Source organism: Prevotella sp. DNF00663, from assembly GCF_001553265.1.
GTDB lineage: Bacteria > Bacteroidota > Bacteroidia > Bacteroidales > Bacteroidaceae > Prevotella.
The window spans coordinates 1-23,146 of the sequence record NZ_KQ960616.1; the positions used below are offsets into that span (position 1 = coordinate 1).

At 40.9% G+C, this 23,146-nt stretch carries 18 protein-coding genes and 2 pseudogenes; 2 read left to right on the forward strand and 18 right to left on the reverse strand.

Going from position 1 to position 23,146, the window contains the following annotated elements:
- Positions 1 to 90: 90 nt before the first annotated feature.
- The 11 genes from HMPREF3034_RS05450 to dnaN all read right to left on the reverse strand — a co-directional run bounded on the left by HMPREF3034_RS05450 (position 91) and on the right by dnaN (position 13,478).
- Entirely contained in the window at positions 91 to 1,080 is a 990-nt protein-coding gene (locus tag HMPREF3034_RS05450; RefSeq protein WP_062433865.1) for an ROK family protein, read from the reverse strand.
- A 156-nt stretch (positions 1,081 to 1,236) separates the two neighbouring features.
- Entirely contained in the window at positions 1,237 to 2,958 is a 1,722-nt protein-coding gene (locus tag HMPREF3034_RS05455; protein ID WP_036900354.1) for a chloride channel protein, read from the reverse strand.
- A 92-nt stretch (positions 2,959 to 3,050) separates the two neighbouring features.
- Positions 3,051 to 3,620, reverse strand: a complete 570-nt coding sequence (locus tag HMPREF3034_RS05460) for an L-threonylcarbamoyladenylate synthase (protein ID WP_036900321.1) — start codon at positions 3,618 to 3,620, stop codon at positions 3,051 to 3,053.
- A gap of 103 nt (positions 3,621 to 3,723) precedes the next feature.
- A complete protein-coding gene (gene fmt, locus HMPREF3034_RS05465) occupies positions 3,724 to 4,689 on the reverse strand; it encodes a methionyl-tRNA formyltransferase (RefSeq protein ID WP_036900324.1) in 966 nt (321 codons plus the stop codon).
- A gap of 4 nt (positions 4,690 to 4,693) precedes the next feature.
- Positions 4,694 to 5,743, reverse strand: coding sequence for an endolytic transglycosylase MltG (mltG, locus tag HMPREF3034_RS05470; protein WP_036900326.1), 1,050 nt, complete (start codon positions 5,741 to 5,743; stop codon positions 4,694 to 4,696).
- A 227-nt stretch (positions 5,744 to 5,970) separates the two neighbouring features.
- On the reverse strand, positions 5,971 to 7,641 hold the full coding sequence (locus HMPREF3034_RS05475; protein ID WP_062433868.1) for a tetratricopeptide repeat protein: 1,671 nt from the start codon (positions 7,639 to 7,641) through the stop codon (positions 5,971 to 5,973).
- 14 nt (positions 7,642 to 7,655) lie between these two features.
- The gene (recN, locus tag HMPREF3034_RS05480; protein WP_036900331.1) at positions 7,656 to 9,329 is read right to left on the reverse strand and encodes a DNA repair protein RecN; all 1,674 of its coding nucleotides are present in this window, start codon (positions 9,327 to 9,329) and stop codon (positions 7,656 to 7,658) included.
- A 16-nt stretch (positions 9,330 to 9,345) separates the two neighbouring features.
- Positions 9,346 to 10,218: a type IX secretion system protein PorD gene (locus tag HMPREF3034_RS05485; protein ID WP_036900334.1), complete on the reverse strand. Its 873-nt coding sequence runs from the start codon at positions 10,216 to 10,218 to the stop codon at positions 9,346 to 9,348.
- 44 nt (positions 10,219 to 10,262) lie between these two features.
- Complete coding sequence (gene coaBC, locus HMPREF3034_RS05490; RefSeq protein WP_062433871.1) at positions 10,263 to 11,462, reverse strand: bifunctional phosphopantothenoylcysteine decarboxylase/phosphopantothenate--cysteine ligase CoaBC; 1,200 nt, start codon at positions 11,460 to 11,462, stop codon at positions 10,263 to 10,265.
- Positions 11,463 to 11,489: 27 nt separating this feature from the next.
- Positions 11,490 to 12,344 carry a 3'-5' exonuclease gene (locus HMPREF3034_RS05495; RefSeq protein WP_062433873.1) on the reverse strand — a complete coding sequence of 285 codons (855 nt, stop codon included), beginning with the start codon at positions 12,342 to 12,344 and terminating at the stop codon, positions 11,490 to 11,492.
- A 9-nt stretch (positions 12,345 to 12,353) separates the two neighbouring features.
- Positions 12,354 to 13,478: a DNA polymerase III subunit beta gene (dnaN, locus tag HMPREF3034_RS05500; protein WP_062433900.1), complete on the reverse strand. Its 1,125-nt coding sequence runs from the start codon at positions 13,476 to 13,478 to the stop codon at positions 12,354 to 12,356.
- 159 nt (positions 13,479 to 13,637) lie between these two features.
- On the opposite strand from dnaN, the gene HMPREF3034_RS05505 reads away from it, so the two are divergent.
- Both HMPREF3034_RS05505 and pyk read left to right on the forward strand, forming a co-directional pair.
- Entirely contained in the window at positions 13,638 to 14,036 is a 399-nt protein-coding gene (locus tag HMPREF3034_RS05505; RefSeq protein WP_036900343.1) for a DUF3127 domain-containing protein, read from the forward strand.
- Between the two features lie 199 nt (positions 14,037 to 14,235).
- Complete coding sequence (gene pyk / locus HMPREF3034_RS05510) at positions 14,236 to 15,696, forward strand: pyruvate kinase (protein WP_062433876.1); 1,461 nt, start codon at positions 14,236 to 14,238, stop codon at positions 15,694 to 15,696.
- A 77-nt stretch (positions 15,697 to 15,773) separates the two neighbouring features.
- Here the strand turns inward: pyk and galK are convergent, their stop codons facing one another.
- From galK to dnaJ, 7 genes and pseudogenes are all read right to left on the reverse strand, one after another.
- The gene (gene galK / locus HMPREF3034_RS05515; RefSeq protein ID WP_036900408.1) at positions 15,774 to 16,934 is read right to left on the reverse strand and encodes a galactokinase; all 1,161 of its coding nucleotides are present in this window, start codon (positions 16,932 to 16,934) and stop codon (positions 15,774 to 15,776) included.
- Positions 16,935 to 16,970: 36 nt separating this feature from the next.
- Positions 16,971 to 18,275 (reverse strand): MFS transporter, encoded by a 1,305-nt coding sequence (locus tag HMPREF3034_RS05520; RefSeq protein ID WP_036900409.1) that lies wholly within the window; start codon positions 18,273 to 18,275, stop codon positions 16,971 to 16,973.
- 45 nt (positions 18,276 to 18,320) lie between these two features.
- A pseudogene (locus HMPREF3034_RS05525) lies at positions 18,321 to 19,043 on the reverse strand (aldose epimerase family protein); the annotation flags it as partial.
- Positions 19,044 to 19,069: 26 nt separating this feature from the next.
- Positions 19,070 to 20,020: an IS30 family transposase gene (locus HMPREF3034_RS05530; protein WP_062433882.1), complete on the reverse strand. Its 951-nt coding sequence runs from the start codon at positions 20,018 to 20,020 to the stop codon at positions 19,070 to 19,072.
- 169 nt (positions 20,021 to 20,189) lie between these two features.
- Positions 20,190 to 20,567, reverse strand: a pseudogene (locus HMPREF3034_RS05535) (galactose-1-epimerase); the annotation flags it as partial.
- Positions 20,568 to 20,680: 113 nt separating this feature from the next.
- Complete coding sequence (locus HMPREF3034_RS05540; protein ID WP_036900413.1) at positions 20,681 to 21,979, reverse strand: bifunctional folylpolyglutamate synthase/dihydrofolate synthase; 1,299 nt, start codon at positions 21,977 to 21,979, stop codon at positions 20,681 to 20,683.
- A gap of 2 nt (positions 21,980 to 21,981) precedes the next feature.
- Entirely contained in the window at positions 21,982 to 23,145 is a 1,164-nt protein-coding gene (gene dnaJ / locus HMPREF3034_RS05545) for a molecular chaperone DnaJ (protein ID WP_036900415.1), read from the reverse strand.
- Between the last annotated feature and the right edge of the window lies 1 nt (position 23,146).

Genomic DNA, 23,146 nt, shown 5'->3' on the forward strand with positions numbered 1-23,146 from the left:
TCAAAATGGCATTTTCATTTTGACACACCCTCATATCATAGATAGCTCAATAGAGTCTTTATGTATTACATGTGTGACTCTATGTTGATTTTAGTTGTTTGTGTCTGTTATATCCCAACCTACGGCACTGGCTCCCAATACTGCTGCTGAGCTACCCTCTAGCCCGCTAATAAGAAATTTAGCCTTGTCTTTGTAGATTTTCAAAACATGCTCGTTATAACTCTTGATTAGTGGATCCATAAGCAAATCACCAGCCTTTGTCAAACCACCGAAGAAGATAAATGCTTCGGGTGAAGAGAATGCTGTGAAGTTTGCACATGCTTCTCCTAAGAGTTTTCCTGTGAAATCGTATATGTCGAGTGCTAGCTTATCACCCTTGCTAGCCGCAATACTTACGTCAAGGCTGGTGATATCTTCCGCTTTCATATCGCGCAATAAAGACGGTTCATCGCTGTTTACCAAGAACTCACGTGCAGTACGAGCTACACCGGTAGCAGAACAATATGCTTCCAAGCAGCCGTTTCGACCGCATCCACATGAGCGTCCATCAGCGGGACGAACGACTACGTGCCCCAACTCGCCTGCGAAACCATCGCTTCCGTATACCAATTGTCCATTGACAACGATACCTGAGCCTACTCCTGTACCCAATGTGATGACAATGAAGTTTTTCATTCCACGAGCTACCCCGTATGTCATATCGCCGATTGCTGCAGCATTGGCGTCATTGGTGAGTGCTACCGGTATTCCTAATTTTTTACTGAATAAGTCTGCAAGAGGTACGATACCGCTGTTTCCCCATGAGAGGTTGGGAGCAAATTCAATAGTTCCCTTATAGAAATTGCCATTAGGTGCTCCGATACCCATAGCTTTTATCTTGTTGATACCGCCAACTTGTTCGATGATAATGTGCAAAGCTTCCACAGATGCATCTACATAATCATAGACATTATCATAGCCTTGAGTCTTAATAGCAGTTGTAGCCTTGATTTCACCGCGACTGTCCACAATGCCAAAAACAGAGTTTGTGCCACCTAGGTCTAGTCCTATTACATAAGGCTTTAATTCTTGAGATTCCATTTGTTTGTTATTTAAAGTTAGTATTTATTCTGATTTTGTTTTTTAGGTTGAACCTTGATAGTGGTTCTAGCGAATACTTTTAGTAGCCTTTCTGTTAGCAAAGTTATTAAAATAATGTAGAAACACAAATTTTCTTTGTGAATTTTAGCATAATTACTATTCCGAAGAGAAGTCGGAAACCATTTTCCTGTACATGCTATACATGCGTGTACGCGATACGTAACCAATCAATCTGCCCGAAATATCTACGACAGCCAAGAAGTTACTATTGGTCTTTTCAAACTTCTGCATCACATCTACCATCTTATCGCCCGTACTCAAAGTCGTTGAAACCGGTGTCATAATCTGCCTTACGGTAAAGCGATTATAAAGTTCCGTGCGGAACATGATGTGACGTATTTTGGTAATATCGACTTCTCCTAATAGTGTTCCTGCACTATCAAGCACAGGGAGGAAGCTAGTATGACTCTTACTGATGAAGTTGATAAGTTTTCCTAACGGCATGTCTTGGTCTACTGATGTGAACTGCCGATCAATAATACTATCTAAGCTCATCAGAGTCAGTACGGCTCTATCAGTATGGTGAGTGATGAGTTTACCCTCACGTGCCAGACGCATACCATAGATACTATGTTGTTCAAATATGTTGATAGTAAGATAAGCGCTGATGCATACTATCATCAAGGGCATTAGTAATTTATAGCCACCAGTTATCTCTGCGATCAGAAACATACCTGTAAGAGGGGCTTGCATAACGCCGGCCATGACACCAGCCATACCCATTAAGGCAAAGTTTTTTTCAGGAACGTAGATACCAATATTGTATAAATTCCACACGCGTGCAAAGAAAAAGCCGGCAAATCCACCGATGAATAGTGAAGGAGCAAAGGTTCCTCCACATCCCCCCGCGCCGTTAGTGGCTGAGGTGGCAAATACCTTTGTCAATAAGACAAGACCAATATAGACTACTAATAAATTGCTGTGTCCAGCAAAAAGCGAGCCATTCATCACTTGATCCCAGTCTGTCTGCGTACGTCCATCTAACAAATAGTTGATGGCATCCCATCCTTCACCATAGAGCGAAGGGAATAAGAAAATGAGAGAACTAAGAATCAGCCCCCCCATAATCAGTTTGACATATGGGCGTTTGTTCATCTTTGCGAATATATTTTCGCAGGCGGTCATGGTTCGCATGAAGTAGAGTCCGACGATACCACAGAATAATCCTAGCAAGATACATTCCGGTAGCCGCTCTATTACCCATGAGTTATCGAGCTGAAAATCGAATAGGCTTTTGCTACCAACAAATATATAAGAGAAGCAGGTTGCCGTGACGCAACTGATTAGGATGGGGAGTAGGGAGGCCATAGTGAGGTCTACCATGAGTACCTCCAATGTGAATACAAGACCGGCAATAGGAGCTTTATAGATGCCGGCAATGGCTCCGGCCGCACCACAGCCCACTAATAACATGAGGGTGCGATTGTCCATTCGGAACAATTTGCCAAGATTGGATCCTATGGCTGACCCTGTGAGAACAATAGGTGCCTCTGCACCGACAGAACCACCAAATCCGATGGTGATACCGGAGGCGATGACCGACGACCAACAGTTATGGCTTCGTAACCGGGATTGTTTGGTGGAGATAGCATAAAGCACACGAGTAATACCGTGAGAAATGTTATCTTTCACCACATGGCGGACAAATAAAGATGTAAAATAAATACCGATGACAGGAAATAAAAGGTAGAGCCAGTTGTATGTGTCCTGTGCAAAACCTGCTGTCAGCAGTTGTTGTATTTGTCTAATGATGAAATGGAGGATGTATCCTGCCACAGATGCAAAGAAGCCAATGGCAAAAGATAGGATAAGTACCATCTTTCGGGTATCTATATGAGATTCCCGCCAGTTGGTAAGTTTGTCTATCAACGTGTTTGGTTGTATATCTTTAGCCGCTTCCATGTTTAATCCTATTTTCTGATAATTGTCACCTCACCGTTTTTAGTGAGCTTGATAATAGAACTAGGGGTATGCGGTTTGTGTTCTTGTCTTCTAGTCGAACATACATAGTCTACCGAATCTAAGAGCTCTTGACTTATATCACAGTAGTTGGCGGCAGCAGGTTCACCGCTTATATTTGCACTAGTACTTACCAACGGCTTCTGAAAACGGAAGCAAAGCTCGCGTGAGAATGCTTCTTTGGTGATGCGCAATGCAATGCTACCATCCTCTGCAATTAGGTTAGGAGCGAGGTTTACGGCTTCGTCAAGAATGACTGTGGTGGGTTTGGTTGCCAAATCGAACAAGTCCCACGCCACATTTGGTACATTCCTTACGTATCTTTGCAGTCTTGCGTCAGAATCGACTAGGCAGATAAGTGCTTTAGAATCATCGCGACGTTTAATCTTATATACTTTAGCTACAGCCTCTGCATTGGTGGCATCGCATCCGATTCCCCATACTGTATCGGTTGGATATAAAATGACTCCACCCGATTTCAGGCATTCAATAGCATTCTTTATGTCTTCTGCTTGTGTCATATTGAGTTTTCATAAAGTACCCGCAGGTATCTGTTTCTTAATGAATTGGATTGCGAAGATAGCATAAAATCCGGAAAAAGCCAAGAAGATTACTGCAAATCCGTTATAATCTTATTCCGTTGATAAAGTCAGATGATTTCATGCGCTTCTTCCCTGCAAGCTGCAATTCTGTGATTTCAAGCCATTCGCCAAGGCAAGCTATATAGAGATGCTTGCTGTCTGAAGCCCACAACTCTCCGGGAGAGGCCTCTGTCTTTAAGCCTGTTTTACGACTCTTGAATATCTTTAGAATACTTTTTCCTTTGCTGGGGAGCTCTATCTCTGTCCATGTGCCGGGATAAGGGCTAAGTCCACGAATGAAGTCGTATACTTTTTTTGCCGGCTGTTGCCAATTGATCTCGCATGTATCCTTAAAAATCTTGGGTGCAGATTTGAGTTCTTTAATGCCGGCTTCAACAGCAAAAGTTTCTTGGTCGGTCGTCGTCAATTCTCCATTCGATTCCAGTATCAGGTTGATTGTCTCGATAGCTGCATCTGCTCCTAAGTGCATTAAGCCGTCGTATACATATTCCACGTCGGCTTCATCGGGTATCTCGAATTGCTTTTGCATGATGATACGGCCGGTATCAATGTCTTTGTCAAGAAAGAATGTGGTCACTCCGGTTTGTGTCTCGCCATTGATAACAGCCCAATTGATAGGAGCTGCCCCTCGGTATTGGGGTAATAGGGCTGCATGGACATTAAAAGTTCCAAACCGCGGCATATCCCATACCACTTCCGGAAGCATACGGAAGGCTACTACCACCTGCAAGTCGGCTTGATAGGAACGTAGCTGTTCTACAAATTCTGGGTCTTTCATTTTGATCGGTTGTAGTACCGGTAAATTGTGAGCCATGGCATATTGCTTCACCATAGAGGCTTGTAGCTGGTCTTGGTGTCTACCTACAGGCTTGTCGGGTTGTGTCACTACAGCCACGACATTATATCCTCCTTTGACGAGTTTGCGTAGGGATTCTACAGCAAACTCTGGAGTTCCCATGAATATAATGCGTAAGTCTTTCTTGTCCATCTTCTTATTTAATTCCTCTTTCGTTCAATGCTTTAGCATATTTTGCAGCATTTTGCAAATGCTCTTGATAGGTTACGGCGAAATTGTGGGTACCGCTGAAGTCTTCCTTTGCACACATATATAGGTATCTATGATGCACATAGTTGAGTACGGCATCGATTCCTGCTATACTTGGAATCCTAATCGGGCCGGGAGGTAGGCCTGTGTTGGTATAAGTATTATACGGGCTGTGGATATAGAGAAGGTTGTTATAGATACGATGTAAGTCGAATTTCTTCCATGCGAATTTGATAGTTGGGTCTGCTTGTAGTGGCATTCCCTGTGGATACTCTGCATCCCTGAACATCAGTCGGTTATAGTACATGCCTGCAATCATCGGTTTTTCTGCATCATTAGCAGTCTCTTCGTCTATGATACTTGCTAAAGTGCTAACCTCATTTGGGGATAATTTCATAGCTTTGGCTTTCTGTTGGCGCTCGCTATTCCAAAATTTCCGGTTCTCTTTTTGCATCTTTAAGAGAAACTTATCGATGTTCGTATCCCAATAAACATCATAGGTATTAGGTATGAACATACCTGCGATGGTGGTCGTATCGTAACCATGTTTTTGGCATACAGACTCATTGCTTAGAGCATTCATGATAGTGGCGCTGTCCAGCATGAGTTTCTTGCTGATTTCGGCAGATAGTCTACCAAGCGTACGAACGCTAGGGATGGTCAAACTTACCGGTGTTTGAAGTCCGTTTTTGATATGGCGGAACACTTTGAAAGCACCTTCTCCGGGTCTAACGGCATATTGTCCGGTCTTAATATGTTTCGGATATGAACTATGTCGGACAAGTGTACGGAAGCCTGTCATACCATGCTCCGAGGCAATGGGAGTGAGTTTTGTATAGACAGAGTCTATATTGTCGTCGGTGTCAATATATACATACTTCACATCATTGTTGTCGATAGAGAACGATGAAAAGAAATAATAATAGAGAAGGCCAATGATAACAACAAGACAACCAATGGCTGGAATAATGTATTTCCTTTTTAAATCTTTCTTCATATGATGATATTCAAAGTTGTTGCAAAGGTAGTAAAAAACTTCGAATGGATGTATTTGCTTACTACCTTTATCGTTATTATTTTACTGCATGGGCGTATCAGTAATTTTGCATTGCCTCTTCAGTAAAACTGCAAGGGCTTAACACGAATAGTGAAAAGCCCTTGCAGCAATATGATAATAATGGATTGGTATACCTATATAATCATTCTGTGTTGACGATATGGGTTTTATAGTTTTTTGAGATATTCTTCTGCACGTGTATCTCCCAATTCTTTGGCTTTCTGTAATGCCTTCTTTGCCTCTTCCTTTTGGTTGCGTTCTTTTTGGGCTAATCCTAAGAGCAGCCATCCATCTGAGTATTCCGGTGCAAGAATAGTACATCTTCTAGCGGTCTCAAAGGCATCATCAAATCGTCTGACACGCAATTGAAGTGATGACATTTCTGCATAATAGGTAGGCTCCTGTGGATTCAATATCAAGGCTCTGGCAATGTCTGTAAGTGCCTGTTGGTATTGTCTGATTTGCAATTCGCATTTATAGCGAGTGTAATAGAAGAAATGATCTACGCGTCCGAGCATCAATGTGTCGTACTGATTATAGTCGGCAAGTGCTTTACGCCATTCCTTGTTCTCGTCGTAAGCATAAGCTCTGGCTAAGATGTAAGGGGCTGCCACACTTGTCAGAGGGCGAGGGCAGACTGCAATAGCGCTATCAAGCAATGCCATAATCTCTGTTTGTGGAGCCTTCAGTTGCTGCTTACATTGAGCTGCTTCGTAAAAGAGCTCGCCATTTCTGAGCGAAGTTTTTGTCAAATCCATGAATTGTTTGTAGGCCTCTTTGTATTCTCCCTTGGCATAAACGATTTGTGCAATTTGGTGTTGGTAGATAGGCGAGGGATTAATCTTGTAAGCCTCTTGTGCTTCAGTCATGGCTTTGTCCATACTCCATGCAGGATAAGCGTCTTGACCATGGTATATTTCTTTTTGGAATATCACCTTTGCATAATTGGAGTGCGCCTCGTCTTTCTTCGTACAATTAGCAATAGATTGAGCCATAAGCTTGTCTGCCTGTTCGTATTTGTTTGCTCCGACCAACATCAAAGCTTTGGTAGAGTAACCTTCCGGTGATTTTGGAAAAGCTTGGATATAGTCGTCTACATATTGGGCATGGGTGAGAGAGTCGCATTGCTCGGTCGACATCATCAGCATTAATAGTGCCTGTTGCTCGTCTGTAGGAAGTATGGCGCGTATCCCTGTGGTCTTGAGGATGGGGTCGCTAAGCGATAACCCGGTTGTTTTGAACTCATTCACTAAACGTACGTCTGTAGCATGGACAGTTGTACCATCGGCAGATAATTGGGCAATGCCGATGATTTGACCATTAGAATTGCAGATAGGAGCACCGATAGCAGATTCAGCAATCGTTTTATCAAAGACGTAATAATTGAATGTCTGATTGAATTTCTCAACCTTGGCAACGGCTAATGGGGTGGTAGCATTGGCTTTTATAGAGTAGTCAACAAGGAATGTCTTTGCTCCGGTACAGGCTGGAGTCTGTGCAAGTGGAGCTGGGGTTGAGCTGGTTCCAGCGCGGAATTTGCAAATATCGTAGAGTTCATTGGCTCCCCACATACCTGTAACCGGGTATTTATTGCCGTTTCCATCGACAATAACCGCACTTGCTGCACCTTTGAAAGGAGTCAGTAGACTAACGGCTTCTCCCTTGTTTCCGATGAAGAAACCTTTGCTGGAAGCATGTATGGAACCATCTTTGTTGAAAGTAGTCAGAGTAAATACTGATTTCGTAACATTTTTAATGTTACTAGATTGAGCATACCCTTGAACCATGCTCAATAATAGTAATGCTAGAATTGTGATGTGATAACGTATGTTTGTCATAATTGATAATTTTTCTATTTGGTTGTTTTATGGTCGAGTAATGCTCTTGCATTGCTGATAGCCTCTTTTGTAACGCTGCTGCCACTGAGCATTTGTGCGATTTCTTGCACTCTCTCCTCATCGGAAAGTAATATCATTCGACTTTCGGTTTCTTCTTCTGTGTCGTTCTTAGATACTTTATAGTGATGAGTACCCAATGCTGCAATTTGTGGAAGGTGAGTTATACTGATGACTTGGCGACCATTCATACCCATTTCGTTCATTATTTTAGCCATTTGTTCGGCAACTCTTCCACTGATTCCGGTATCCACTTCATCAAAAATAATTGTAGGTAATTTAATGGCACCACTAATCATTGCTTTGAGTGAAAACATGACTCTAGCAATTTCACCACCTGATGCTACTTGGCTAATGGGTTGGAGTGGAGTGTTCTTGTTGGCGCTGAAGAGAAATGATACTTTGTCGCAGCCATCGGAAGATAGTTCTTTCTGTTTGATAGAAACTTCAAACTTAATATTAGGAATGCCCATAGGGATGAGCCTAGTATGCATTTCTTCTTCTGTTAACTTTGAAGCTCTAGCCCTTGATTTAGAGAGAATTAAAGCTTTTTTGTTGCACTCTTTCTCTAAGAGTATAATCTGCTGGTTGAGTTCTGAGAGTTTCTCATCGTAGTCTCCGATTTCATTGAGCTGTGTAGCAATGGAATCGCGCTCATGCATTAATTCCTCTATAGACTCGACGTGGAACTTTTGTTGGAGCGAGTATATCGTATCTAGGCGCTGATTGAGTCTCTCTTGGAGTTGAGGATCAAACTCGATGGAATCGGCCTTTCCTGATATTTCTTGCGCAATATCTTTGACTTCTATGTGTAATTGGTCTAGTCTTTCTGCCAAGACTTTGGCATCTGCATGGTAGTTTTCGATGGAATGGAGGTTTTCTGAAGCATTTCTGATGTGTTGTATGATTCCATTGTCATCCCCAGACAGCAGATCATCGGTCTTGTAATAAGCAGCTTTAATACTTTCTGCATGTTCAATCTGAGCAATTTCTTGCTCAAGAGTTTCTTGTTCGTTGGTATCGTTGAGATTGGCATCGGAAAGTTCTTGAAGTCTGAATTGCAGATAATCTTGATTTTCTTTGTCTTTCTCTATATTCTCAGACAACTCTTTAAGTTGCTGTTGCAGAGCCTTTAATTGTTTATAGCTGTTTTGGTAGTCGGCTAATTCCTTGGTATTGTTTGCCAAGATGTCAATTACCTGCAATTGGAAATCTTCTTTTTGTAATAACAGGTTCTGATGTTGGCTGTGTATATCAAGAAGATTTTCTCCAAGTTCCTTGGTAATAGAAAGGGGAACAGGAGTATCATTGATGAATGCACGGCTCTTTCCTGTTACATTGATTTCGCGACGAATGATACAGTCTTGTGCTTCATAGTCAATGTCATTCGCTTGGAAGAATGATTCTAATGAATAGCCTGATAGGTCGAAATGGGCTTCTATGATGCATTTATTGGAACCGGGTTTGACAGATTTACAGTCTGCCCTTTGACCTAAAAGTAGGCCTATAGCTCCAAGAATGATACTCTTTCCGGCACCGGTCTCACCCGTTATCACAGAAAATCCGGGAAAGAAGTCAATGCTCATTTCCTTGATTATTGTGAAGCTTTTGATATGTAATTGTCTTAACATAATGCTAGTGAGGTTTTTATCTTAATATTTTTTCCCAAGAAGTATTTTGACTTGCATTGATTCGAATAAGTAAATCGTAGATAGCTTGTTTTTCTTTTTTTGTTCCTTGAGAATGATAGATGTTTACTAATTCGTCTTTCTTAAAGTCAGTCCAAATCTGTGGGAGCACGCTAAGAGGCTTGTTCTCATGTGCTTTTTTCAAATTACTCTCTAATGATTTGGTGATATTAGCTCTACCTCTGGCAGTATTTGTTTGCATTTCATCAAGCCCTGTACGATAGTAATCGTATTGCAGTTGGCGCAATGGTTTCATACCTTCATCTAGATAATCATTGATGATGGCAAATCTGTTTCTAGAGTCTTCGAAACTTTTCCAACCAGTGAAACTTAGGCTCTGTGCATTGTTGACCAACGTAAAGCATCTTTGTAGAATTTCTTCTCCGCCCATAGGAGCAAATGTATCTTGGTTGGTTCCGATAATGAGAAGAGCATAGTAGGCTAAGAGGGCAGTCAACTGGTTGTCTATGGTAGCCTCTGTAAAGTTCAATTGGTCGAACTGGGAAAAATCAAAGTTGAAGTTATTATCGGTATTATTGTATATGGTTGTAGTATAAGCAGAGTTGTATACAGGTCTGTTGGCTTGTATAATAGCCCTTGCAGTCATTTGGTTATTGTCCTTATCATACTTTGTGATGGTGATATTGAAGGAACAATTGATTCGTTCGTTCTTTTGGAAAATAAGTGAGGTCCATTGCCTGTCATTGAGAAATTGCTCAATAGACTTCTGTAAACTCGTGAATACAGACTCGTCAGTACCTTGTATCTGTGAATGATTGATGGCGACTTTTGCTAATAATTCCTGCCCATGTCCAATAGAAAATTGTAACATGAGGTATAAAAAAAAGAAAAGAAACTTAGCAAAAAACTTCATAACTACAAGTTTTCTTTATAACCTTCTAATGCATCAACAATATCTTTTGCAACGTCTTTCTTGCTTTTCTTTCCGAAGGCTTTGCGCTCACCGTTGCGATAGATGATAGTGATTTGGTTGTCATCACTTTGAAATGTAGTACCGGGAATTTGGGTGGAATTCATCACAATGAAGTTCGCATTCTTCTTGTTAAGTTTTTTAGTCGCATTTTCTAGCTCATGGTCGGTTTCTAAAGCAAATGCTACTAACAGCTGCTCAGGCTTCTTGGCTTTACCCAAAGAGGCTGCAATATCTTTTGTTGGAATCAAGGATAATTCAAGGTTATCACCAGTTCGTTTGATTTTAGAATCATTTTGCTCACCAAAGGTGAAGTCTGCGACAGCGGCGCTCAGTATGGTTACATCTGATTCCGGAAAATGTTTAGTGGTTTGTTCGTACATTTGCCCTGCGCTCTCAACGTCTATCCTGTGGACATTTTTGGGGGTAGGGAGGTGTACCGGCCCAGCAATGAGTGTGACATCAGCTCCTCTAGATGCACACTCTGCAGCAATAGCAAATCCCATTTTTCCCGAAGAATAGTTGCCAATGAATCTGACCGGATCTATCTTTTCAAATGTAGGACCAGCGGTGATAAGTACTTTCTTTTTGAAAGTAGACTGATGTTGGAAATACTGTTCAACTGCTTTTACTATGATTTCAGGATCTGCCATACGGCCTTTTCCTTCCAGTCCACTTGCTAGAAAGCCTGATTGAGGGTCAATAATGGTATTTCCGTAGCCTTGAAGGGTTGCTAAGTTCTGCTGTGTGGAAGGATGTGCAAACATATCTAAGTCCATGGCCGGAGCAACGAAGATTTTCGCTTTCATGCTTAAATAGGTAGTGATAAGCATGTTGTCGGCAACTCCATGAGCCATCTTCCCAATGGTAGAGGCCGTACATGGAGCAATAATCATGCAGTCTGCCCATAATCCGAGATCTACATGAGAATTCCATGTACCGTCTCTTTGGGAGAAAAATTCACTGATAGTAGGCTTTCTTGTTAAAGTAGAAAGTGTTAAAGGAGTGATAAACTCTTTGCCCGCAGGCGTTATAACAACTTGAACTTCTGCGCCAGCTTTGATAAGTAAGCGAATGAGAGAACAAGCCTTGTATGCAGCTATGCTCCCAGTAATACCTAAAACGATATGTTTGCCTTTCAACATCGGAAATCTATGATTATGGTTCGATTGTTATCTGTTGTTGAATTCTCTTAGTCTGATACGTGTGAGAATTTGCTTTGTATTGTTGGTAAAATCACCAGCAAGCATCCAACTATAATATCCCGGATCGCGTTTTAAAACGTCTGCCACTGGTATTCCTTTGTACTTGCCAAAGTTGAAGACTTCAATAAATTGCTCTTTTCCATCTTTATCGGTAACGGGAGCACCATCTTTGTTTAAGATCGGTTTCCAAATAATACGTCCTGCAAAGTCTACATTGGCATTCATTTTAGAGAATTCAGCCAATGCATCCATATCGTTTGGCAATATTCTTTCGGATGCGGATTGGTTCTCAGGGGAGTACATCGCTAATTCACCGAGTAGAACTCGATAAGTAGCTTCGGTATCTTGATCGGCTCGATGAGCTTCAAAATCATCCTCCATCTTTCTACCACAGTAGAATTCATAGGCTGCTGCGAGGTTTCTACGTTCCATTTTGTGGAAGATAGTCTGGATGTCAATGAGTTTGGATTTGGAGAAATCAAAGTCAACTCCCGCACGAAGGAACTCTTCGGAAAGCATGGGGACGTCGAAACGATTAGAATTGAAGCCAGCAAAATCGCAACCTTTAAACTCTTCATAGAGCTTGGGAGATAACTCTTTGAACGAAGGAGCATCGGCAACACTTTCGTTGGTGATACCTGTCAAGGCTGACACCTCCTGTGGAATGGGCTGGCCGGGATTAACTTTGTAGTCGCCACGGATTTCAGTACCGTCGGGTAAGACTTTGATATATGATATTTGTATGATACGGTCTTTAACCAGATCAAGCCCCGTAGACTCCAAATCGAAGACTACTAAGGGCTTTTTTAAGTTGAGTTTCATTTGAAAAAATTAATCGTTCAGAAGCATTGGCATAATCAGCATGAGGATATTTTGATTTTCCGGTTGCTGAGTAGGAATAACTATACCGGCACGACTAGGATCTGCCAATAAGATATCTACTTCTTCACTTTCCATGTTGTTGAGGATTTCCTGCATAGAGCTTCCTTTGAAACCAATGCTGATAATAGAGGAATCGTAATCACATACGATTTCTTCCTTAGCACTGGTAGCGAAGTCTACATCCTCTGAACTCAGGCGTAGTTTGCCACTTTCAAGATGGAAGCGAACCAATTGGCTGCTTTCACTAGCAAATGGGAGAACACGACGGAGGGCTCCTATGAGAATTTTTCTGTCAATAGTTAGCTTGTTTGGATTATTTCTAGGGATGACAGAGTTGTAATTTGGATATTTTCCCTCAATTAATCTACATGTGAGTACTGTGTTGCTTGTTGTAAATTCCGCAGTTCTAGCATTGAATTTAATGATGACCTCTGTATCATCCTTGACGAGAATTCCCTTCAAAAGCATTGCAGGCTTCTTGGGAAGAATGAATGAGGCTGGTGTTGAGTTCTTGATATTTAGTATCTGGTTGCGCACAAGTTTATGCCCATCACTGGCAACAATGGCTAGATTTTCGTTTGTCAGATCAAAATAGATACCGCTCATTACCGGCCTTAATTCGTCTTGTCCTGTGGCAAAAATAGAACGAGAAACATTGTCTAATAGGACGGCTGCCGGTATGGTGATAACGGTTACATCGTCTGTAATAGAAGTGTTTTTGGGATACTCGTTAGCATTTTGTGCAGTAAAGTTGTAAACACCATTTTGATATATAATCTGCACAGAATATGAATTGGTATCAATTTCGAAAGTTAGTGGCTGTTCTGGAAGTTCCTTGACGGCATCCAATAAGGTTCTACTAGGTACTGCAAAAACTCCATTTTGATCAGCCTCATCTAGTGAGAGGGTTGATTTGATGACATTCTCACTGTCAGATGCTGTGACAGATAATTCGTTCCCAGACACTTCGAACAGGAAGCAATCTAGTATGGGCAATGTATTTTTATTATTAATTACTTTTGCCAATGACTGCAGTCTATTATTGAGCAAGCTGCTAGAAATCGTAAATCTCATTAGTATGTTGTTTAAAATTATTAATCTGATTTTCCGTTGCACAAAAATACGAAAAACCATTGTCACCGGCAAAAAAAACGTATGAAATGTTCTCTTTTTAGAACTATTTTAGTAATTTCGCAAACTACAAAGTTATCAATAGTATTAAATAAAAATATAATGGAGTTACAAGGAAAAGTTATTGCAGTACTTCCTGAGCGTAGTGGCGTCTCTGCCCGTGGTGAATGGAAATCCCAGAGTTTTGTAATTGAAACACATGAGGCTTATCCACATAAAATGGTATTTGATGTTTTTGGTGCAGAACGTCTACAGAGATTCAATATTCAAGTAGGACAAGAGATTTCAGTGTCTTTCGATATTGATGCACATGAGTACAATGGACGTTGGTTTAATAATATCCGTGCTTTTGATGTGAGGCCGGTAGACCCGGCTTCCATTGGTATGGCACCTGCTGCAGCTCCGGTTGGAACATTCGGTAATACACCGATTCCGACACAATCTGCTGTACCTACAGCCCCTGCTATGGATGATGGGCAGGATAGCGATTTGCCATTCTAGCGCCCATCTCATAGGATAGACTCCCCTCTGTCACTTGTTAGGAGTGATAGAGGGGAGTTTTGTTTTTTTATTGATGATATTAATGTTTTAACATAATGGACTGTAGATTTATAACAAAATCATTATTTTTATATTTTTGCTATTCGTGTTTTTAGTTTGAATTCCGTAACTTTGCAATATTAAATAAATCGCTAGCAATATGAAACAAACTAAGATAGTAGCTTCAATCAGCGATCGCAGATGTGATCAGGATTTTATTAGAAGGCTTTTTTTTGCGGGGATGAATGTGGCACGTATTAATACAGCCCATGCAACTCCTGATGGTATCCGCACTATTGTCAAGAATATCCGTGCTGTATCACCTCATATAGGTATTATGATTGATACGAAAGGACCGGAGATTAGAACGACAGCAGTGGAGTCTCCTATATCATATAAGACAGGAGATGTAGTAAAAATATTCGGTCGTCCGGGAATGGATACTTCTCATGACATTATCAATTTAAGTTATTCTGACATCTGCAAGGATGTGAAAGTAAACGATCATTTGTTATTTGATGATGGTGAGTTGGATATAAAAATATTCGAGAATGTAGGTCCGATGCTTGTTGGTCAAGTACAGAATGATGGAACACTTGGGGCACGAAAAAGTGTCAACGTACCGGGTGAGCATATTGATTTGCCTGCTATTACTGAGAAAGATGAGCAGAATATTCTTTTGGCAATAGAACTTGATATTGATTTTATAGCCCATTCTTTTGTTCGTAATGCTGCGGATATTAAGGCTGTACAAACTATTTTGGATGAACATAATAGTGACGTCAAGATTATTTCTAAAATTGAAAACCAAGAAGGTGTAGATAATATTGATGAAATTATAGACGCTTCTTATGGTATTATGGTGGCCAGAGGAGATTTAGGTATAGAAGTTCCTATAGAGCGTATTCCGGGTATTCAGCGTCAAATTATACGCAAATGTATTTTGAAAAAGAGGCCTGTGATTGTAGCGACTCAGATGCTTCATACGATGATTAACAATCCTCGTCCAACAAGAGCGGAAGTGACTGATATTGCAAATGCCATTTATTATCGTACTGATGCATTGATGTTAAGTGGTGAGACCGCTAGTGGAAAATATCCGGTAGAGGCTGTTCAGACGATGGCAAGAATCGCAGAACAGGCAGAAAGAGACAAACAACGTGAGAATGATATTGAAATTCCTATTAATGTAGGGTGTGACCAACGAGAGTTCTTGGCACATGCTGCGATAGAATCGACAGTTCAATTAGGTGTACAGGGAATTATTACAGACAGTGAAACTGGTCAGACGGCACGTAATCTTGCTGCCTTTAGAGGACCGGTTCCAGTGCTTGCTATCTGTTATAAGGAAAAGACGCAGCGTTGGCTTAATCTAAGTTATGGCGTAATACCTATTTATCAGAAGGAGCATGTATCTTCACAGTATATGTTTTTTGCAGCATTGAGAATGTTGAGACAGAAGGGGTATATCAATCTAGAGGACAAGATTGCCTATCTAAGTGGTTCTTTTGGTGAAGGAGGAGGTACTACTTTCTTGGAAATTAATACTGTTAATAAGGTGTTTGATCAAAGATATCAGTTCCATTTACCCGGTGAAGTAGAGCGTGTAGAGCAGAATTAATCTGCTGAATATAACAAATAAAAGTCCTCACAACATTATTTAAGTTGTGAGGACTTTTTTATTGAAGTACTTAGATGTTAGCAGACTTTTCTACTACCGTCGCTAATAACTACATCATAAACTGCTGGTGCATGACCAAACTTTTCTGTGTACTTTTGCTTAGCAGTATTGATAAAACTGTCATAGAGATCTTCCTTTACAAGATTGATGGTACATCCACCAAAGCCACCTCCCATGATTCGGCTTCCTGTTACGCCACATTCTTTTGCGAGGTCATTTAAGAAGTCTAGTTCTTCACAGCTTACTTCGTACTCTTTGCTTAAGCCGTAATGTGTTTCATACATCTTTTGACCTACAGTTTCGTAGTCTCCTTTTTCCAAAGCATCGCACACAGCGAGGACACGATCCTTCTCTCCAAGAACGAAATGTGCACGTGTATAATCTTCTTCACCAACTTCTGAACGAACGGCTTCGAGTTGTTCCCAAGTGCAGTCGCGTAATGTTTCAAACTTCTGGTCAGGATATTTAGCAGCAATATGTTTTACTACATTCTCGCAACTGTTTCTGCGATCATTATAAGGAGAACCCTTTAGCTCGTGCTTTACTTTTGAATCAACTAAGACAAGTTTGTAACCTTTTGGATTAAATGGGAAATATTCAAACTCACGGCTACGACAATCGAGTCTCATTAGTTTGCCTTCTTGTCCAAAGACACTTGCAAACTGATCCATGATACCACAGTTTACACCAATGTATTTGTGCTCTGTAGCTTGGCCAGCTAATGCTAAATCCCATTTAGAAACCTTATTGTCACCGAACAAATCGTTTAAAGCAAAAGCGAAGCAACTCTCTAATGCTGCGCTAGAACTCATACCTGCTCCAAGGGGAACGTCACCAGCGAAAGCTGTATTAAATCCTTTGACATCAACACCAAGCTTTTTCATCTCTTGGATAATACCATAGATATAACGTGCCCAAGTAGCGTGTGGTCCTTCGGGATCGTTCACTTTGAATTCTACTCTGTCCTTCAGGTCAATAGAGTAGCACATGACAGTATCAGTACCATTAGGTCTAATCTCTGCCATAATTCCTTTGTCCACAGCTCCGGGAAATACAAACCCACCATTGTAGTCTGTATGTTCACCGATAAGGTTGATTCGGCCGGGAGACGTATATATGTTACCAATCAAGCCATCAAAATGTTTGATGAACCTACTTCTTACATGTTCAATATTCATAATATAAAATGTTTAGGTGTTAGAGATAGTTTTTATTTATTCTACAGGGATATCTTTGTTTACATTCTTATAGCCGATGAGAGCGTAGAATAGGATGTAAGCTGCACACAATACAACCACCCAATAAGAGGTCAGGAATGAACCGGTAACGTCGGCAACTAATGCTTGGAGACCTTGGAATACTGCACAACCACATACCATGGTCATAAATGCACCTGAGGCAATAGCTGTATATTTGCCAAGACCTTCAGTGGCAAGGTTGAATATGCTACCCCACATAACGGAAGCACAAATACCTACCAACAAGAATGCGAAGATTCCAACGGGTACTTGAGCAGTAATTACAGAAAGATTAGCCCAATCAATACCGGGAACAGTAACCATAACTGATGTAGGAGCAAACATACCGAAGAGAGTAAGAATTACAGAAACTCCGGATGTAATTGTCAACATCATCTTAGCAGATACCTTAGAACCGATAACACCGCCTGTAAAACGTCCAATCATCATAAACAAGAAGTACACGGCTACGATAAGTCCGGCAATCTGAGTATCCATACCTAGGCCCGGTGTAGCAGCATCAGGAGCAGTTGTCAAGTATTGGTTTACATAGTTAGGTACACCAATTTCTACGCCCATGTACATGAAGATAGCAAGGATACCCAAGTTGAAGTGACGGAAAGAGAATGCACTATGAGGATCTTTTTCAGTGCTAACTGCTTTCTGGACAGGCTCACTCTTAGGTTCTTCTATCTTTGTTAAAGCAATAACAATCAAAGCTACGGCAAAGATAGCAATAGCCAACATCAAGGCTGGAGTTGCATCTGAAATCTTAGCTTTGGCTGCATCTCCTACAAGGGCGCCCATTACGATATAGCAAGCTACAGCTGCTGCAGAGTTGAATGTACCACCTATTTGGATAAGCTGGTTTCCGTTGTTACCACCACCACCAAGGAGGTTAAGCATAGGATTCACAACAGTGTTAAGCATACACATCGTACAGCCTGCAACAAAAGCACCGATTAAATAAATAAGGAAGTTGTTGCTAGAAGCCATACCGCTGTACCACTGGAACAAGAGGCCGATGATACCAATTACGAGAGCTGCCATAGCCGTCTTCTTATAGCCAATCTTTCTGATAAGCATTCCTGAAGGAATACCCATTAATAGATATGCCATGTAGTTTCCATAGTTTCCTACCTGTGCTAAAACGTTGGAAACTGCAAATTGATTTTTAAGAATAGTAGCCATAGGATTGCAAAGGTTAGTAACGAACGCAATCATAGCAAAGAGCGCAATCATCATGATGATGGCACTCCATTGTTTTTTTTGTTGACTCATTGTATTAATTTAAAATTTATGATTATTTCCTTTTGAAAAATGATATTATTTATCGATGCCAAATTTATAGATAGTTTTCTGTTTGTACTTTCTATCCGGACAGAGCTGTACACTTGGGAAATAAGGATGATTAGGGGTATCTGGGAAATGTTGACATTCGAAACAAATGGCAGAACGACGCCCGAATGTAGCGCCATGTTGACCGGGATATCCTGTAGCCCAGTTGTGAGTATATAACTGAACACCGGGTTCAGTAGTATAGACTTCCATTGTTCGTCCACTATTAGGTTCTATAATCTTTGCAGCAAACGACATTTCGCCTTCTTCATTCTTGTTTAATACGTAGCAATGGTCGTAACCTGCGCCATTTTTGATTTGCTCATCGTCCGCGTCTATATCTTGTCCTACAGGTTTAGGGCTGCGGAAATCGAATGGAGTGTCGGCTACTTTGAGAATTTCCCCTGTAGGGATTGAAGTTTCATCAATAGGTAGATAGTAGTCAGCATTGATTTCACAAATCAGATTATCAATGGTTGGAGTAGGGTTGGCAATTCCCGCTAATGAGAAGAAACCGTGGTTTGTAAGGTTAACAATAGTCTTCTTATTCGTTTCTGCCAAGTAGTTGATGACAAGTTCGTCTTCGTCAGTCCAAGTATAAGTAACGTGAACTTTTACTTCTCCGGTAAATCCTTCTTCACCGTATGGAGATACATAAGTGAGTGACAACTCTTTTCGATTCATTAAGACTGCATCCCATACTTTGGCATTCGTGAATTCAACAAGCAAGTGCAAATTTACTTAATTAGTTCGTAAAAGCACTCATGTGGTGTTCTAAATTCTAATTTCTTTCTTGGTCTCATGTTAATTTTCTTTGAATACTTTGTTATTTGTTGATGACTGACATGCTCAAACGTTTCTTTTTTTGGCACGTATTGTCTAATCAGTCCGTTAGCATTTTCTATAGCCCCTTTCTGCCATGAAGCGTATGGGTCAGCAAAATAGACGGTGACACCAAGGCTTTTGCTTATCATTTCATGGCAAGCGAATTCTGTGCCGTTGTCCGTTGTAATAGACTTGACATGCTCTTTGAATGGAGATAGCAAATGTATTACAGTGCGTGCTAACTCCTTGGCATTCTTTCCCTTTTTAAGTTTTCTCATAAATAGTATATTTGTACTGCGTTCTATCAGTGTCACAATAGCACCATGATTTCCTCTTCCAACAATTGTATCCATCTCGAAGTCCCCAAAGCGTTTTCCGTCAACTTCAGTAGGTCTCTCGCTGATACTTGTTCTATTGGGTATGGATATACGTCTGCTACCAACAGGCTTGGCACGATGCTTTAGCTTGTGACGACAGAGTTTATATAGTGTTCCACCTTTTGCCTTGTCCTTACGTATCATACGATATATGGTTTCATGGCTAATATACTTGCCTTCCTTAGCCAATACACCAGATATTTGTTCCGGAGACCATTCTTCTGTGATAAGAAGACGTTTCGCCTCATCCATAACATCCTTTTTGATTGAATGATTGCCGGGAGTTTTTCGCTTTGTGAGAACAGCATTTGCTTGGGCAGTTTTCCAGTTATACTTTCCTCTGGTTCCACTATTACGTTTTATTTCACGAGATACTGTACTTGGACATACTTTTATTGCTTTCGCAATATCTTTTAATATAATTCCATTTTGGAGTAGCACAAAAATTGTGTACCTTTGCTCCGAGGTTAATTGATGATATTTCACAATACAAAGTTAATTAATCTTGGGGAGACAGAGGTCTCCCTTTTTTATTTTTTAAGCATTGCTTGTTGATTTTCCACTCATGGGGGCTGCTCGCCCCCAAACCCCTCGGTGTTTTCTGGTATAGATTATTAAGCTAAACCTACACCTGAAATTGCAGTTCTATGTTGAACTTGCGATTCCAACCGGTTTCCCCACCATGTAGGCAGTTGGGACCATTATTTACGAATAGTTCGTATTTCTTACCATTAAGTTGGAACTTTCCTTTAGCAATACGATTGCCGTACCTTCCAATAAGGGTTGATAAGTAAGGCTCTGGAGAATTAATAACATCTTGGATATTGTCGTGCCCTTGAATCACGTTAGCTCTCTTTCCATCTTTGTCAGGAACCATAATAGCAACAAGTGCACCGCCGTAGTTTGTGATAGCAACTTCGTTTCCATTTGCATTTTTCAGGATGTAGAGGTCTGTTTGCTTACCTCCAATAGTGGTCTGAAAATCCTCTCTTCTCAGGCCACAAATGTTTTCAGTTTCTGTTGTGCTCATAATATCGTAAAGTTTTTAGTTACCTTTCTCTATTGCAAAGTAACTGAAAAAAAATGAATAACCCAAATTAAAAAACTGAAAAAAAGCAGGCTACTACATTTTTTAAGAATCATCCTTTATTGGGCGATATTAGAGCGTAAATAGGTGAGTAAATCTGCTACTATATAGCTAGAGCCTCCTATAAATATAAGGTCTTCTTTGTTTGCATATTGTAATGCTGTTAGGTAAGCTTCTTTTACGGTAGGAAAATGTTGTCCTTTGTATCCTAATGAATCGCCAATGTCTTGAATTTGTTCTTCCGGTATGGCACGTTTACTGTAAGCTCTAGTCCAATAGTATGTGGCATTCTGTGGTAACATTTCCATTACGGCAAGAATGTCTTTGTCGTCTACCATGCCAAAAACGATATGCAAATACTTATATTGTTGACTTTTAAGTTGAGAGGCAATATAATTCCATCCACCGACATTATGTCCCGTGTCGCAAATTACTTTTGGCGTCTGCTGGAGAGTCATCCAACGTCCCACTAACCCGGTAGACTCGCATACATTCCGGAAACCGGCATGAATGGCATTTTGTGGAATATTGAGAATGGAATTTAGAAGTTTGATTGCTGTTAAGACTGTGTTTGTATTTTTAATTTGATAGTTCCCTCCCAGTTCTCCATGAAAGTTACCATAATCTTTTGAAATATAGTCAATCCCCCCTTGCTCACAGGTAGTTGCGTCAAGAATCTCTTTACTATCTTCTGCAAATACGATAGGAGAGGAGCATTCGGATGCTTTCTGCAAGAATACCGGTTTGCTTTCTTCTGTATATTCTCCTACAACAACTGGTATAGAAAGCTTAATGATACCGGCTTTCTCAGCAGAGATTTTAGCAATCGTATTTCCGAGAAATTGGGTATGATCGAGGCTAATGTTAGTAATGATAGACAACAGTGGAGTAATGATATTGGTACAATCGAGGCGTCCACCGAGTCCAACTTCTATAACAGCAATGTCTACCTGCGCGTCTTTAAAGTATTTGAATGCTAAGGCTGTGGTTAATTCAAAGAAACTCGGATGGAGTGGTTCAAAGAAATCTTTTTCTTTTGCGACGAAATCTACTACATACTCTTCACTGATACATTCACCATTAACTCTAATGCGTTCACGAAAATCAACAAGATGTGGACTTGTATATAAGCCTACTTTATATCCGCTTGCTTGTAAGATAGAAGCTATGGTATGCGAGCAAGACCCCTTTCCGTTGGTTCCTGCTATGTGGATTGTTTTGTATGTTTGATGCGGAAATCCAAAGTGTTTGTCAAGTATGTGTGTGTTTGATAATCCCTCCTTATATGCAGTAGCACCCACTTGTTCGAAAACAGGGGTGCTATTGAATAAATATTCTACAGTTTCTTTATAGTTCATTTTCAAGAAAAGTAGTTTCTAAATTTCTGAAATATAGTACGCTTAGTGGTATTGTCGCCTTTGAAGTTATCATGGGATGTCCATTCTTCTAGAATGCTCCTTTCGTCGGCAGTCAAAGTCTTGGGAACATAGACGCTGATGTTGACAACCATATCTCCGATGCCATTGCCATAACCACTGACAGCAGGCAGGCCTTTGCCACGAAGTCTAAGGGTTTTACCGGGTTGTGTTCCCGGTTCAATCTTGATTTTAACTTTCGTGTCTTGAAGTGTTGGAATCTCTACCTCGCCGCCTAAAGTCGCTGTCGGGAAGTCCAGTAGGAGATTGTAGATGAGATCTTGTCCATCTCTTACAAATGTATCATTCTCTTCCTCTTCAATATAAACTTGGATGTCACCAGAAATCCCATTGTGTTGCCCGGCATTTCCCTTGCCGGGCACATTGACCACCATACCTTGGGCAACACCAGCCGGAATCTTGATTTCTACGACCTCTTCGCCTTTTTTAACGCCGCTACCATGGCACTCATGACATTTGTTTTTGATGACACTTCCTTCACCGTGACAAGTAGGACACTCTGTTTGGGTCTGCATCATGCCAAGCATTGTACGAACGGTCTTTACCACATAGCCTCTTCCACCACAGGTAGAACAAGTCTCAGAGCTACTTCCTGCCTCTGCACCAGAGCCATGACAATGCTCACATTCGACATCTTTTCTTACTTTGAATTTCTTGACTACACCAGTTGCAACTTCTTTCAAAGAGAGTCTAACCTTTAGTCTTAAGTCTGCTCCGCGGTATTGTGGTTTCTGTTGTTGGCTGCCGCCACCGAATCCACTAAATCCACTAAATCCGGAATGACCGCCGAAGATATCTCCAAACATAGAGAAGATATCATCCATATCCATGCCACCACTGAATCCGCCACCAAATCCTCCGCCCGGTGCATTGAATCCGAATTGATCGTATTGTTGGCGTTTTTGTGGGTCATGGAGAGTGTCGTAAGCCTCTGCGGCTTCTTTAAATTTCTCTTCAGCTTCCTTGTTTCCGGGATTTCTATCCGGATGATACTTGATAGCTAGCTTTCGATAAGCCTTCTTTATATCATCTTCTGAGGCGTTCTTATCTAGCCCCAGCACTTCATAGTAATCTCTTTTCTGTGCCATA

Coding starts and splice junctions, on each gene's coding strand:
- dnaJ (WP_036900415.1), bottom strand. CDS start 23,145: ATGGCACAGAAAAGAGATTACTATGAAGTGCTGGGGCTAGATAAGAAC.
- mltG (WP_036900326.1), bottom strand. CDS start 5,743: ATGAAGAAAGATTTAAAAAGGAAATACATTATTCCAGCCATTGGTTGT.
- HMPREF3034_RS05485 (WP_036900334.1), bottom strand. CDS start 10,218: ATGTTACAATTTTCTATTGGACATGGGCAGGAATTATTAGCAAAAGTC.
- HMPREF3034_RS05455 (WP_036900354.1), bottom strand. CDS start 2,958: ATGGTACTTATCCTATCTTTTGCCATTGGCTTCTTTGCATCTGTGGCA.
- HMPREF3034_RS05495 (WP_062433873.1), bottom strand. CDS start 12,344: ATGAAACTCAACTTAAAAAAGCCCTTAGTAGTCTTCGATTTGGAGTCT.
- HMPREF3034_RS05520 (WP_036900409.1), bottom strand. CDS start 18,275: ATGAGTCAACAAAAAAAACAATGGAGTGCCATCATCATGATGATTGCG.
- HMPREF3034_RS05540 (WP_036900413.1), bottom strand. CDS start 21,979: ATGAACTATAAAGAAACTGTAGAATATTTATTCAATAGCACCCCTGTT.
- HMPREF3034_RS05450 (WP_062433865.1), bottom strand. CDS start 1,080: ATGGAATCTCAAGAATTAAAGCCTTATGTAATAGGACTAGACCTAGGT.
- coaBC (WP_062433871.1), bottom strand. CDS start 11,462: ATGTTGAAAGGCAAACATATCGTTTTAGGTATTACTGGGAGCATAGCT.
- fmt (WP_036900324.1), bottom strand. CDS start 4,689: ATGGACAAGAAAGACTTACGCATTATATTCATGGGAACTCCAGAGTTT.
- HMPREF3034_RS05475 (WP_062433868.1), bottom strand. CDS start 7,641: ATGACAAACATACGTTATCACATCACAATTCTAGCATTACTATTATTG.
- galK (WP_036900408.1), bottom strand. CDS start 16,934: ATGAATATTGAACATGTAAGAAGTAGGTTCATCAAACATTTTGATGGC.
- HMPREF3034_RS05505 (WP_036900343.1), top strand. CDS start 13,638: ATGGAGTTACAAGGAAAAGTTATTGCAGTACTTCCTGAGCGTAGTGGC.
- pyk (WP_062433876.1), top strand. CDS start 14,236: ATGAAACAAACTAAGATAGTAGCTTCAATCAGCGATCGCAGATGTGAT.
- recN (WP_036900331.1), bottom strand. CDS start 9,329: ATGTTAAGACAATTACATATCAAAAGCTTCACAATAATCAAGGAAATG.
- HMPREF3034_RS05460 (WP_036900321.1), bottom strand. CDS start 3,620: ATGACACAAGCAGAAGACATAAAGAATGCTATTGAATGCCTGAAATCG.
- dnaN (WP_062433900.1), bottom strand. CDS start 13,478: ATGAGATTTACGATTTCTAGCAGCTTGCTCAATAATAGACTGCAGTCA.